The sequence below is a fragment of the Bradyrhizobium sp. 61 genome (assembly GCF_023073075.1).
Taxonomy (GTDB): Bacteria; Pseudomonadota; Alphaproteobacteria; order Rhizobiales; family Xanthobacteraceae; genus Bradyrhizobium; species Bradyrhizobium barranii.
The window spans coordinates 64,573-76,904 of record NZ_JADPIU010000088.1; the positions used below are offsets into that span (position 1 = coordinate 64,573).

General features: G+C 64.1%; 12 protein-coding genes. 9 read left to right on the plus strand and 3 right to left on the minus strand.

Annotated elements, in window-relative coordinates:
- Nucleotides 1-588, plus strand: a complete 588-nt coding sequence (locus IVB46_RS36865; RefSeq protein ID WP_247303434.1) for a DUF4440 domain-containing protein — start codon at nt 1-3, stop codon at nt 586-588.
- 48 nt (nt 589-636) lie between these two features.
- Here the strand turns inward: IVB46_RS36865 and IVB46_RS36870 are convergent, their stop codons facing one another.
- Both IVB46_RS36870 and IVB46_RS36875 read right to left on the minus strand, forming a co-directional pair.
- Entirely contained in the window at nt 637-3,114 is a 2,478-nt protein-coding gene (locus IVB46_RS36870) for a TonB-dependent receptor (RefSeq protein WP_247303436.1), read from the minus strand.
- 153 nt (nt 3,115-3,267) lie between these two features.
- A complete protein-coding gene (locus IVB46_RS36875; protein WP_063982002.1) occupies nt 3,268-4,617 on the minus strand; it encodes a histidine kinase in 1,350 nt (449 codons plus the stop codon).
- A 193-nt stretch (nt 4,618-4,810) separates the two neighbouring features.
- Here IVB46_RS36875 and IVB46_RS36880 point away from each other — a divergent pair, with 193 nt between their 5' ends.
- Nucleotides 4,811-5,431 carry a response regulator transcription factor gene (locus IVB46_RS36880; protein ID WP_014493646.1) on the plus strand — a complete coding sequence of 207 codons (621 nt, stop codon included), beginning with the start codon at nt 4,811-4,813 and terminating at the stop codon, nt 5,429-5,431.
- 75 nt (nt 5,432-5,506) lie between these two features.
- Nucleotides 5,507-6,352 (plus strand): S-formylglutathione hydrolase, encoded by an 846-nt coding sequence (gene fghA / locus IVB46_RS36885; protein WP_247303438.1) that lies wholly within the window; start codon nt 5,507-5,509, stop codon nt 6,350-6,352.
- 238 nt (nt 6,353-6,590) lie between these two features.
- Here the strand turns inward: fghA and IVB46_RS36890 are convergent, their stop codons facing one another.
- Nucleotides 6,591-7,163 (minus strand): DUF3280 domain-containing protein, encoded by a 573-nt coding sequence (locus tag IVB46_RS36890; RefSeq protein ID WP_247303440.1) that lies wholly within the window; start codon nt 7,161-7,163, stop codon nt 6,591-6,593.
- A gap of 59 nt (nt 7,164-7,222) precedes the next feature.
- Between IVB46_RS36890 and IVB46_RS36895 the strand changes: the two genes are divergently transcribed.
- The 6 genes from IVB46_RS36895 (at nt 7,223) to IVB46_RS36920 (ending at nt 12,068) form a co-directional block, all read left to right on the plus strand.
- Entirely contained in the window at nt 7,223-8,404 is a 1,182-nt protein-coding gene (locus tag IVB46_RS36895; RefSeq protein ID WP_247303442.1) for an ABC transporter substrate-binding protein, read from the plus strand.
- A gap of 8 nt (nt 8,405-8,412) precedes the next feature.
- Complete coding sequence (locus tag IVB46_RS36900) at nt 8,413-9,381, plus strand: YVTN family beta-propeller repeat protein (protein WP_166343188.1); 969 nt, start codon at nt 8,413-8,415, stop codon at nt 9,379-9,381.
- Nucleotides 9,378-10,184 carry an ABC transporter ATP-binding protein gene (locus IVB46_RS36905; protein WP_247303444.1) on the plus strand — a complete coding sequence of 269 codons (807 nt, stop codon included), beginning with the start codon at nt 9,378-9,380 and terminating at the stop codon, nt 10,182-10,184. Before IVB46_RS36900 ends, IVB46_RS36905 begins: the two co-directional genes overlap by 4 nt.
- On the plus strand, nt 10,181-11,029 hold the full coding sequence (locus IVB46_RS36910) for an ABC transporter permease (RefSeq protein WP_063981997.1): 849 nt from the start codon (nt 10,181-10,183) through the stop codon (nt 11,027-11,029). The genes IVB46_RS36905 and IVB46_RS36910 overlap by 4 nt, the downstream gene beginning before the upstream one ends.
- On the plus strand, nt 11,026-11,634 hold the full coding sequence (locus IVB46_RS36915; protein ID WP_247303446.1) for a hypothetical protein: 609 nt from the start codon (nt 11,026-11,028) through the stop codon (nt 11,632-11,634). Before IVB46_RS36910 ends, IVB46_RS36915 begins: the two co-directional genes overlap by 4 nt.
- Before the next feature lie 134 nt (nt 11,635-11,768).
- Complete coding sequence (locus tag IVB46_RS36920; RefSeq protein WP_063981995.1) at nt 11,769-12,068, plus strand: copper-binding protein; 300 nt, start codon at nt 11,769-11,771, stop codon at nt 12,066-12,068.
- Nucleotides 12,069-12,332: the final 264 nt, after the last annotated feature.

Consider the following 12,332-nt stretch of genomic DNA (forward strand, 5'->3'; position numbering starts at 1 on the left):
ATGATCAGAAGGTCGAAAGGGGTGAGCAAAGGCCATGGCTCGCCGGACAACCAGGACTCGCCGCACAGGATGTCGAGGCGCTCGATGATGATGGCGGCGGCGGCAATTCCTGCTTCCGGTCAGCTTCCGGCCAATGCAGCCGCCGGGGACGACGCGACAGCCGGTCTCATCAAGCTCGCCGGCGAGAAGAATGCCGCTTTCATGCGTGGCGACATGGGCCGCTGGTCGCAGCTGGTCCGGATTGCCCCGGATTTCACGCTGATGCAGCCCTTCGGTGGCCCTGCCAGCTTCGGATTCGACAGCAGCCCAAAACGGCTGGCTGACCTGGCGCAATATTTCAGGAACGGGGAAACCGGACTGGAGGTCTTGCAGACCTATGCCTCGAACGGGCTCGTTGCGCTCGTCATGATCGAACGCCAGCGCGCGGAGGTCGGCGGCCTGCATGCCCAGGACTGGTCGCTGCGCGTCACGGAGATCTATCGCAAGGACAGCACGGACTGGCAGCTGGTACACCGCCATGCAGATCCGCTGGTCCGGCGCATTTCCTTGCAGCAAGCGGCGATCCTCGCCCGAGGCTGGGCGGAGTAAAGGCGATGTCTTTCGCCCTCCAGAGGCGGCCGGGCTTGCGTGTCGAACTCAGAACGTCATCCGCATGCCCGCATAGAACGCGCGCGGCCTTGCCGGGCTCAGCGATCGCGGGTCGGTGAATTCCGCACCGCCATTGGTGAAGTTGGGCAAGGCTTCCCTGTCGAAGAAGGTGCCAAGGGTCGAGTAGCGGTTGTCGAAGATGTTGGCGACGCGACCGTAAATCTGCAGGTTCTTGGTGATCTGGTAAGAGGTGTGGAGATTGAACACGGCGTAGGACGGCAGCTTCGGAAACTGGTTGGACTCATCGCCGACGAAATACTGGCTCGAGACAAAGAGCGCGTCGCCCCCGACCTTCCAAACGTCGGTCACAGCATATTCGACGCTGGCCTTGATGAGGTGGCTCGGAAGGCGCGGAATGTGGTTGCCCGGCAGGACCTGGATGTTGCCGGCGTCGGCGAACGGGCTCTCTGAGCCAAGCGTCAGCGCGTCGAGGAAGCGCGCGTCCAGGAACGCATAGCTCGCCTGGAACTGAAGCACATTCGACTTCAGGCTCACCTCGGCTTCGATACCCTGCCTGCGCGTCCGGCCGACGTTCTGGAAAAAGCCGAAGCCAGTCAGGCCCGGAATTGGGGTCGCGAGGATGTCGTCGTAGTTGGTGGCACGGTAAGCACCGATTTTCCAGCCGAGCGAGCCGATGTTCAATTCCTTGGTGCCGCGGAAGCCCGCTTCGAAGGTCTTGGATACGACTTGCTGCAGTGAGGGGTCAGCGATCAGAAACTGCCCGATGATGCATGGCCTCGCCGGATCGGCGCAGCCGAGCTCGAGTGGCGTGGGCACCCGGTTGGCTTCGGAATAGCCGGCATAGGCAGTCACTTCAGAGGTGATCTTGTAGGTGCCGCCGATGATCGGATTGAGCCGATCATAGGTATGATCGCCATTGAGTGCGGTGCCGAGCTGGTCCATCAGCGTGACACGGGCCGCATTGAATCGCCCGCCTGCCGTCACCGCAAAGCGATCGTCCACGTTGAACGTGTCGAGCGCATAGAGCCCGTGATATTGGTTGACGGTGCGAAGCGACACGGGACCAACCGATGTCGGGTCACCGGAGGGACCCAGGAATATGCCGCTGCCCGTGACGACATAGTTCGTGCCTATGGTTCCTAATTCAGCGCTGCCGGTGAAGCGCGTGCTGCTGACATCATAGCTCGCGCCAACTACGAAGCGGTTCTCATGACCGAACAGCTGGTCGGTGTTGGTTGCCTGACCGGATACGCCAAACGTGATCGATTTCGTGCTGGTGCGATCGATCTCGCTGAGGATGGCGTCTGGCGCAAAGGTATTGGCGAGCTGAACGCCATTCAGGCCAAAAGCCGGGACCGTATCATTGCCAAAGCACAGGAGCGTTGGATCGGCACATGCCTGGGCGTCGGTCGGGTTTCCGTCCACGGTGCTCTGTTTGAAGCTCCGCACATGCGCCGTGCCCTCAAAGGTCCAGGTCGGCGTCGCCTCCACCTTGCCGGTCAGGTTGAGATAGCCGACCTTGTTGGAGATGGTTTGCGGCGTTGTGTAGGTCGCCCCCCAATATTGCTGGAGCAATTCGGCCGGAACAGTGCTGGGTCCTGCCAGGGAATTGTTGGCGACGCCGCCATTGAGGTGGAACTCGTTGCCTTCGAAACGATACCCGACGTCGCCATAGAAGCGCCGGACATCCGATTGCGAGAAATTGCGGAAACCATTGTCGTGAACGCCTTCGAGCGCTCCGTAGACCGACCAATTATTGTCGACCTGCTTGCCCCATTGTGCGGAGCCCTGGATGCGGCCGAATGAGCCGCCCATGATATCGATCTCGGCCCCTTGATAGGTGAAGCCGTTCTTCATCTGCAGATCGATGGCACCGCCGAGGGCATTGAGGCCGTATGCCGGATTGTTGGTCACGACCAGCGCCGATCGGATCGCGGCCGTCGGGATCAGATCCCAATTAACAGTGTCGGAAAACGCCTCGTTGATGCGTACGCCGTTCTGGTAGACGGCGAGGCCCTGCGGCGTGCCGGCCAGAGGTGAAGCGACGAAGCCGCGAAACTGCACATCGGGCTGGAATGGATTGCCCGTCACTTCATTGATGCTGAGACCAGGCACGTACTGCTGCAGGGCAACGGCGATATCCGGCGAGGCGGTACGCCTGATCTGGCTGGCATCGACCGCATTGATCGCGGACGGCACCTTGTCGACGTCGAGACCTCGGCCGGTGCCCGGTGAGGTCGGGTAGACGTAAAGGCGCGTCCTGGGGCTGGCGGACGCCGGCGCCCCTACCCGTGCGACCGGCCGCGTTGGCGCACTGCGCCTCACGGCCGACGGCGGTGGTGCCGTGATCTCGACCGCCGGCAGATTCTGGACGTTGGTTTCCTCATCCTGCGCGGCCGCGGCGGGGTCTGCAAGGGCCAAGCCCGACACCAGCCCCGTCGACACCGAGGCTATCAACAAACGACGCTTGAACCAAAGAGCGTTGAACCAAAGAGGTTTGCCCATCCCTGCCTTCCCATCCGTGACCACCGGCTGTTTTGATTTTCGCCGTTTGGTTGAGATGAGTGTATTCGGCGGCAGTGAGTCCGCCAGCCACAAAAGGTCTGGCACTATCCGCACCCGTTTTCCCGACCAAATCGGGAATTTTTCCCGATGCAATCAGGACGCCGCCGTCGGAACCAGCGCCTCCACGGTCAAGCCGCCGTCGCCGGAGACGACGTTGAGCGTGCCGCCCAGCGCCAGAATGCGCTCGCGCATGCCGACGAGGCCGAAGCCGAGCTTCTGGCCCGGCTCCATGCCGCGGCCGTTGTCGCTGACCCGCACGCGCGCATAGCCGCGGCCGCCGGCCTGCTCGACGGGCTCGATCACGACATTGACCGACGTCGCGCCGGCGTGGCGGAACACGTTGGTGAGCGCCTCCTGCACGATGCGGTAGATGGTGAGGTCGGCCGTCTCGCCGGTGACCCCGAGCGTGGCGGAGATCACGGTTTCGATCGCGACGTCGGGATGCGACTCCCGCCACAGCCGCGAGAGCGATTCCAGCGCCTGGCGCAGGCCGAGCTCGGCAAGGCCGACGGGCCGGAGCCGCTCCAGCACCCGGCGGGTGAACTGCTGGAGCTGGTTGATCTGTTCCAGCAAGGCGCTGCCGTGCTTCCGGACCGAGTCGGCATTCGGCGCGCGCCCGTCCGCGAGCTTCGCCAGCGCGCTCGCATGCGCGCGCAGCGAGAACAGATACGGCCCGAATTCGTCATGCAGCTCGCGCGCGATCTCCTTGCGCTCGACGTCCTGGAGCGACACCGCGCGCTCGGCCAGGAGCCGCTTTTCCTCCACCGCCTCGCCGAGCGCCGCCGCGAGATGATTGAGCTTGCCGCAGATCGCGGCCAGCTCGGGCGCACCGCCCGGCGTGGCGCGCGCGTCATAATGCCCACCCTCGATCGCGGTCATCGTCTGCGCCAACGACTGCAGCGGCGCGAGCGCGCGGCCGACCACCGTCATCATCACCAGGAACAGCGCGAGCGCGATCACCGAGCCGACCTCGAGCTGGGTCACGATGGCGTCCCAGATCTCGGCGATCTCGTCGTCGGGATGCGCGGTGATCACCAGCGAGCCCGGCTTGCCATGGACCGAGACCGGCACGCTCACCGTGGTCTGCTCGGGATGAACCAGGCCGACGAACCAGGCCGGCGGTCCGCGCGCGTCGTCATCGGCAGGCCGGGGCGGCGTCAGCGGGTTACCGCCGGCGTCCTGAAGCGCGATGCTGACATGGCGCAGGCGGCTCAGATCGCGCGCGATCTGGTTCAACCTGGCATCCGGATCGGGCGCCTCGTTCAGATCCGCAACGATCATCTCGATGAATTCGCGCGCAAGCCGGATCACGCTCTGGTCCTCGGCCTGCACGCGCGGCCCGGCTTCCGCGACCTGGCGGCCGATATTGACGGCGAGCCCCAGCGCCAGCAGCAGCGCCAGCAGAAGGTTGATGCGCGCGCGCAACGATAGATTTTGCCACATTGGTGCCGCCCGTGCCTCGCGAAGGTTGGCCCGCGCCTGTCCGATGACGTTGACAGAGGCGAAGCGCCCGATATCTAATCGAAAGCGTACAGCAATCCCGGCCGGGTTGCATGAGGCGACATGAGACGCGCGCAGCGTTCTTGTTCGGATCATGCGGCGGAAAAGCAGGCCGAGGCTGTCACGGGGAACGCCTATGCGCATTCTGATCGTCGACGATCATCCCATTGTCGCCTCCGGCTGCCGTGCCGTGCTGGCCGACGAGGGCGAGATCGAGATTTTGGAGGCCGCCGACGCCGAGGACGGCGAATGCGTCTTCATTGTCGAGCGCCCCGACCTGTGCATCATCGACATCAACCTGCCGACCGTCTCCGGCTTCGAGCTCGCGCGCCGCATCCTCGAACGTGCGCCCGAGGCCCGCATCATCATGTTCAGCATGAACGACGACCCTGCATTCGCCGCGCGCGCGATCGAGTGCGGGGCGAAGGGCTACGTCTCCAAGACCGGCGACCCCGACGACCTCGTCGAGGCGATCCGCGCCGTCGGGGGCGGCGGCACCTATCTGCCGACCGCGATCGCGCGCAGCATCGCGTTTGCAGGACCGACGCTGGCGCAAAGCCCGCTGTCGAAGCTGAACGCGCGCGAGATGGAAATCCTGCGGCTGCTCAGCGCCGGAAAGAGCCTGTCTGAGATCGCGTGGCTGGTGCAGTCGTCCTACAAGACTGTCGCCAACACCTCCTCGATCATGCGACAGAAGCTCGGCGTGAAGACCTCGGTCGAGCTGGTGCGGCTGGCGATCGACAGCGGCGTCGCCTGACGCATACACCGCCACGAATTCGGTCACACAAGCGTTGCAATCTTGATGTGGTTAGATGCCACGGAGCATAACGGCATGACGATCCAGACTGTCTCGACCAACACATCCTATGGCGGCGTGCAGGGCGTGTACCGCCATGCCAGCCAGGCGACCGGAACCAACATGGTGTTCTCGGTCTATGTTCCCCCACATGCCGCCGGCGCAAAGCTTCCCGTGGTCTGGTATCTCTCCGGCCTCACCTGCACCCATGCCAATGTCACCGAAAAGGGCGAATTCCGCAAAGCCTGCGCCGAGCTCGGCCTGATCTTCGTCGCGCCGGACACCAGTCCGCGCGGGCCCGACGTGCCGGGCGATGCCAACAATGCCTATGATTTCGGCCTCGGCGCCGGCTTCTATGTCGACGCGACGCAACAGCCGTTCGCGCGCAACTATCGCATGTGGAGCTATGTCACCGACGAGCTGCCCAAGCTCGTGGCGGAGAATTTTCCGGTCGACGCCAAGCGGCAATCGGTGATGGGCCATTCGATGGGCGGCCACGGCGCGCTGACGGTCGCGCTGCGCAATCCGCACCGCTATCGCGCGGCCAGCGCGTTCGCGCCGATCGTGGCGCCGTCGCTCGTGCCCTGGGGCATCAAGGCGCTGACCGGCTATCTCGGACCGAACAAGGAGACCTGGCGCAACCACGACACCGTGGCGCTGATCGAGGACGGCGCGAAATATTCCGGCTTCCTCGTCGACGTCGGCGAGGCCGACAATTTCCTGAAAGAACAGCTCAGGCCCGAGCTGCTCGAGGCCGCCTGCACCAAGGCGGGCATCCCACTGACGCTGCGGCGGCAGGCGGGATATGACCACAGCTATTATTTCATCTCGACCTTCATGGGCGATCATCTGCACTGGCATGCGGAAAGATTGAAGGGGTGATTTCTTCCTTCTCCCCTTGCGGGAGAAGGTGGCATAGGCGGCCCACGGCCGCCGTTCTTAAGAACGCCGAAGCAAAGCTTCGGCTATGGCGCCGGATGCCGGATGAGGGGTATCTCACCGCGCTTCAAGTGAAAGTTAGACTCGCGGAGAGAGACCCCTCACCCGTCTTCGCTTCGCGAAGCCACCCTCTCCCACAAGGGGCGAGGGTGCAGCAGAGCTAGCGGGGAAAGGCGAAGCTCTACTCCGGCTTCCCGTAGTTCGGCGCCAGCAATCGATTGCGGATCAGGTAGCTCATCGTGCGCGACCACGATTCGTCCGTGTTGCCGCGCATGTCGGCGCTGGCGGTGGTGATCATGTTGCCGGTCTTCACGTCGCGCAAATAGATGTTCAGATTGATGATCAGGTTCGAGACCTTCTGCACCATGCCGGTGATCTCTAGGTCGGCGCCAAGCTGGCCGGCAAGCTTGAGGTCGCAGCCGCCGCAGGCCTGCAGATTGGCATGACGGGCGGCATCCCTGACCGGTGCGATGTCGAGCAGTTGGAACCTTCCCGACAGCGCCAGTTCCTTGCGCAGCTGGTCGCTGATGCGCTCGAGCCGCGCCTCTTCCGGCCTGGAGCCGTAGAACTCGCCGGGAAGGCTGGTGTCGATCAGCTCGAAATCGAATACCGCGAGCCTTGGCGGATCGGCCAACGCGACCGAACCGGTCAACAGCAAAGCTGCGAAACAGATCAGCGCTCGCATGATCGTGATTCCCGGCCTCGCGCGCGCGGGGACGAAATGCGGGGTTGCAAGCCGGGCCAAATCGGTCATGCTTTAGCAGAGACAATTCTCCACCGGCGGTCAAGCCAGGGAGAACATCTGGAGGAAACATGATCCGATGGTTGGTCGGCCTGATCGGCCTGGGTCTTGCCGCGACGAGCGCGCTCGCGGCCGACCCGGTGCAGATCGGCGTCGGCTATCTCGGCGTCGCCGGCACCAGATCGACGCTGTCGCTGGTCGAGCAGCCTGCGGAGAATGACGGCGTCGCCGGCGCGCGCCTCGCCATCGAGGACAACAACACCACGGGAAAATTCCTCAACCAGCGTTTCACGCTGGAGGAGCACCGCATCAAGGAAGGCGAAGATCCGGTTGAGGCTGCGGCTGCGCTCGCCGAGAAGAACGGCTTCATCATCGCCGACCTGCCGGCCGACGCGCTGTTGAAGGTCTCGGACGCCCTGCGTGAGCGCGGCACGCTGCTGTTCAACGCCGGCGCGATCGACGAGCGCCTGCGCGAGGCCGATTGCCGCGCCAATGTCATCCACACCGCACCGACGCGCGCGATGCTGGCCGATGCGCTCGGCCAATACCTGGTGTGGAAGCAGTGGAAGCGCTGGGTGCTCGTGGTCGGCTCGCATGACGAGGACAAGCTGTTTGCAGACGCGCTCCGGCGTACCGCCACACGCTTCGGCGCCAAGATCGTGCAAGAGAAGACCTTCGAGGACAAGGGCGGCGCGCGCCGCACCGATAGCGGTGTCACGCTGATCCAGCGCCAGATGCCGGTGTTCACGCAACAGTTGCCGGCCTATGACGTGCTGGTCGCCGCCGACGAGAGCGAAGTGTTCGGCGCCTATCTGCCCTATCGCACCTGGGATCCGCGCCCCGTCGCGGGCTCGGCCGGCCTCGTGCCGCGCAGCTGGGACGCATCGCAGGACCAGTGGGGCGCGATCCAGATGCAGAACCGCTTCATCAAGCTGAACTCGCGGCGCATGACCCCGCTCGACATGCAGGCCTGGACGGCGGTGCGCATGATCGGCGAGGCCACCTCACGCACCAATTCCGGCGACGTCAAGAAGGTCACCGACTTCATCAAGGGGCCGGATTTTTCGGTCGCTGCCTTCAAGGGCACAAGACTGACCCTGCGCGACTGGAACCTGCAGCTGCGCCAGCCGATCCTGCTGGTCGACGGCCGGATGGTGGTGTCGGTGTCGCCGCAGGAGGGATTTCTGCACCAGGTCTCCGAGCTCGACACGCTCGGCTACGACCGCCCGGAGAGCAAATGCAAGCTGAAATGAGGACGCGAATGTTGCGCATGTGGCGTGTGGGGTTGCTGTCCGGACTGGCGCTTGCGGCCGCGCCCGCGCATGCCTTCATCGCCTATGTCTCGAACGAGAAGAGCAACACGGTCTCGGTGATCGACACCGACAGCTGGACCGTGACCAAGACCATCAAGGTCGGCCAGCGCCCGCGCGGCATTGACTTCACGCGCGACGGCAAGTTCGTGATGGTCGCGGTCGGCGACGACGACACCATCCAGGTGATCGATGCGAAGACGCAAGCGATCGTGGACAGCCTGCCCTCCGGGCCCGACCCGGAATTGTTCGCGCAGGATGCGGCCGGAAAAATCCTCTATGTCGCCAACGAGAACGACAACACGGTGACCGTGATCGATCTGGAGAAGCGTGCGCGGCTCGGCGACATCCAGGTCGGCGTCGAGCCCGAGGGCATGACCATCAGCCCCGACGGCAAGACGCTGATCAACACGTCCGAGACGACCAACATGGCGCATTTCATCGACACCTCGTCGCGCCAGATCGTCGCCAACGTGCTGGTCGACGCGCGGCCGCGCTTTGCCGAATTCAAGCACGACAGTTCCGAGCTGTGGGTGTCCTCGGAGATCGGCGGCACGGTCTCGATCATCGATCCCAAAAAGCACGAGGTAACCGGCAAGGTCACGTTCGAGATTCCGGGATTGCGGAAAGAGGCGATCCAGCCGGTCGGCATCGGCATGACCAAAGACGACAAGACCGCCTTCGTCGCGCTCGGCCCCGCCAACCGCATCGCCGTGGTCGACGTCGCCTCGCGCAAGGTGACGAAATATTTGCTGGTGGGACAGCGCGTCTGGCACATGGCGTTCACGCCGGACGAGAAATACTTGCTCACCACCAACGGCGTGTCGAACGACGTCTCGGTCATCGACGTCGCCGCGCAAAAGGTGATCAAGACCATTCAGGTGGGCGAACTGCCCTGGGGCATTACGATCTCGCCATGACCAGCCCTGCTCCCATCGCCGAACCACAGGAGATGCCGAGGCTGGAATCGGCCGCGGTGCCGGCGCTGTCGATCGACGGCGTCAGCCATTCCTATGGGCCGCGCCGGGCGTTGATGGACGTCTCCTTCAATGTGCAGCCTGCTAGCTTCACTGCGCTGCTCGGGCTCAACGGCGCGGGCAAGAGTACGCTGTTCTCGCTGATCACGCGCCTGTTCGGCATCCAGAGCGGCCGCGTCGGCATTTTCGGCCACGATATCAGCAAGAGCCCCGGCGAGGCGCTGCGGCTGCTCGGCGTCGTATTCCAGCCGCGCACGCTCGATCTCGACCTGTCGCTGACGCAGAACCTGCTCTATCACGCCGCACTCCACGGCATCAGCCGGCGCGAAGCGGCCGCGCGCAGCGGCGAGCTGCTCGGCCGCATCGGCCTTTCTGAGCGTGCCGGCAGTAAGGTGCGCGATCTCTCGGGCGGCCAGATGCGGCGGCTGGAGATCGCACGCGCCCTGCTGCACCGGCCGCGGCTGCTGTTGCTGGACGAGCCGACCGTCGGCCTCGACGTCAAGGCGCGCGCCGACATCATCAGCCATGTCCGCCAGCTCGTGACCGAGCAAGGCATCGGCGTGCTCTGGGCCACGCATCTGTTCGACGAGATCATGGCCGGTGACGACCTCGTGGTGCTGCACCAGGGCAAGGTGCTGGCGCAGGGGCCGATGAGCCGCGTCGTCACGGATGCCGGCGCACAGGACGTCAACACCGCCTTCATGCGCCTGACCGGTGCGCAGACGATGCCGGGAGGCGGCGCATGAGCAGCATCACGACGCGGGATACACCGCGCGGTTTCTCGGCCGCGGAATACATGACCTGCCTCACCGGCATCGTCTGGCGCGAGGGCCTGCGCTTCCTGCATCAGCGCGAGCGCTTTGTCTCGGCGCTGGTGCGGCCGCTGGTGTGGCTGTTCATCTTCGCCGCCGGCTTCCGCCAGGTGCTCGGCATCTCCATCATCCCGCCCTACGAGACCTACATCCTCTACGAGGTCTATATCGCGCCCGGACTGATGGCGATGATCCAGCTCTTCAACGGCATGCAGTCCTCGCTCTCGATGGTCTATGACCGCGAGATGGGCAACATGCGGACGCTGCTGGTGAGCCCGCTGCCGCGCGGGTTCCTCTTGTTCTGCAAGCTGCTGGCGGGCACCGCAGTGTCGCTGCTCCAGGTCTATGCGTTCCTGCTGATCGCCTGGTTCTGGGACATCACCCCTCCCGCGATCGGCTATCTCACCGTGCTGCCGGCGCTGATCCTGTCGGGGCTGATGCTGGGCTCGCTCGGCATGCTGATCTCCTCGGGCATCAAGCAGCTTGAAAGCTTCGCCGGCGTAATGAACTTCGTGATCTTTCCGATGTTCTTCGCCTCCTCCGCGCTCTACCCGCTCTGGCGGGTGCAGGAGGGCAGCCCCTATCTCTACTATCTCTGCCAGGCCAACCCGTTCACCCATGCGGTCGAGCTGATACGTTTTGCATTCTACGGGCAAATCAACTGGATCTCGCTGGCGGTAGTGGCGGCCTGCACAATCGTCTTCATGATCGGCGCGATTCTGGCCTATGATCCCTCGCGCGGGCTGGCGCGACGGGGCCCTGCGGGAGGCGAAGGATGAAGGTTCTGGCCATGGCCGCTTTTGCGCTCGCCGTTGCGAGCACGGCTGCGTGCGCCGCCGATCCACGCTATCCCAACTGGCCTTGCACGCAGGCCAAGGTGCCGGACATCTCGCTCGCCGCCGTCTGGGCCGGTCCCGCACTCGACGACGCCGAGACCAAATGGAAGGACGACGCAAAGGTCACCGCGCTGGTCTCAAAACTGTCGGCGCGGAAGACGCCGATGGACGAGGCCGAGAAGTCGGTGAAGGCGTTTTTGGCCGGCTCCGCCGCTGACAAGACGGCGAACGCCAAGCTGTTGTTCGCCGGCTTGTTCGACACGCTCAACGCCCAGCGCTCGCAGGTCATGAATGGGCTCGAACGCGTCAGCCGCAAACAGCGCGAGGCGGCCGACAAGATCCGCGAGGAGTCGATCCAGCTCCAGGCGCTCCAGAGCGCGACACCACGCGACGACGCAAAGGTCGATGCGCTCAGCAACCAGTTGATCTGGGAAACCCGCATTTTCGAAGATCGCCACAAGGTGGTGCGGTTCGTCTGCGAGGTTCCGACCGCGATTGACCAGCGCCTGTTCGCTCTCGGACGCGTGATCCAGCAGGAGATGGAATAGCGTCAGCCTCGCTGACGACGACTTTCGGAAAGTTCCCGCGATATCAATCGTTACCCTTTGCCGCGCTATCAGCCGGAACCAAATCGCTCTAGGATGGCTTGTCGACGTGAACTCCAAGACGTCGGGAGGCCTCGATGGGAACAACAAAATTCATCTTCGCATGCGCTGCAGCCATCAGCACGCTTGCGTCCCCTGCTTTTGCTGACGACATGACCGGGATGGTCACCAGAATCGACCGGCTCAACAGCACGATCTCGATCCAGCAGACACAGAAGGGCACGGTCGGCGGCAGCGCAGGCGGCGCCGGCACGCTTCAGGAGTACAAGGCCAAGGACGCCGCGATGCTGGATGCCGTCCATGCCGGCGACAGGGTGACGTACTCGGCGACCGACAACAACGGTACGGGCACGCTGACGAAGCTGCAGAAGCAGTAGGGCTTGGATCTTCGCCTCTCCCCGCGTGCGGGGAGAGGCCGGAATGCGCGCATAGCGCGGATTCCGGGTGAGGGGGAGCCTCCGCGAGTCCGTCCGGTCAACATTCGCGACGCTCCATCCCACCGTCATTGCGAGCACAGCGAAGCAATCCAGAATCCCTCTGCGGAAAGACTCTGGATTGCTTCGCTGTGCTCGCAATGACGACGAGGAAGCAGCGTGTATCTTCAACACCGCGCCCGCGGAGAGTCCCCCCTCACCCCAACC

Bases quoted from the DNA above. Each gene is read 5' to 3' on its own strand.
- IVB46_RS36875 (WP_063982002.1), bottom strand. From the start codon at position 4,617: ATGTGGCAAAATCTATCGTTGCGCGCGCGCATCAACCTTCTGCTGGCG.
- IVB46_RS36910 (WP_063981997.1), top strand. From the start codon at position 10,181: ATGAGCAGCATCACGACGCGGGATACACCGCGCGGTTTCTCGGCCGCG.
- IVB46_RS36900 (WP_166343188.1), top strand. From the start codon at position 8,413: ATGTTGCGCATGTGGCGTGTGGGGTTGCTGTCCGGACTGGCGCTTGCG.
- IVB46_RS36865 (WP_247303434.1), top strand. From the start codon at position 1: ATGATCAGAAGGTCGAAAGGGGTGAGCAAAGGCCATGGCTCGCCGGAC.
- fghA (WP_247303438.1), top strand. From the start codon at position 5,507: ATGACGATCCAGACTGTCTCGACCAACACATCCTATGGCGGCGTGCAG.
- IVB46_RS36915 (WP_247303446.1), top strand. From the start codon at position 11,026: ATGAAGGTTCTGGCCATGGCCGCTTTTGCGCTCGCCGTTGCGAGCACG.
- IVB46_RS36905 (WP_247303444.1), top strand. From the start codon at position 9,378: ATGACCAGCCCTGCTCCCATCGCCGAACCACAGGAGATGCCGAGGCTG.
- IVB46_RS36870 (WP_247303436.1), bottom strand. From the start codon at position 3,114: ATGGGCAAACCTCTTTGGTTCAACGCTCTTTGGTTCAAGCGTCGTTTG.
- IVB46_RS36890 (WP_247303440.1), bottom strand. From the start codon at position 7,163: ATGACCGATTTGGCCCGGCTTGCAACCCCGCATTTCGTCCCCGCGCGC.
- IVB46_RS36895 (WP_247303442.1), top strand. From the start codon at position 7,223: ATGATCCGATGGTTGGTCGGCCTGATCGGCCTGGGTCTTGCCGCGACG.
- IVB46_RS36880 (WP_014493646.1), top strand. From the start codon at position 4,811: ATGCGCATTCTGATCGTCGACGATCATCCCATTGTCGCCTCCGGCTGC.
- IVB46_RS36920 (WP_063981995.1), top strand. From the start codon at position 11,769: ATGGGAACAACAAAATTCATCTTCGCATGCGCTGCAGCCATCAGCACG.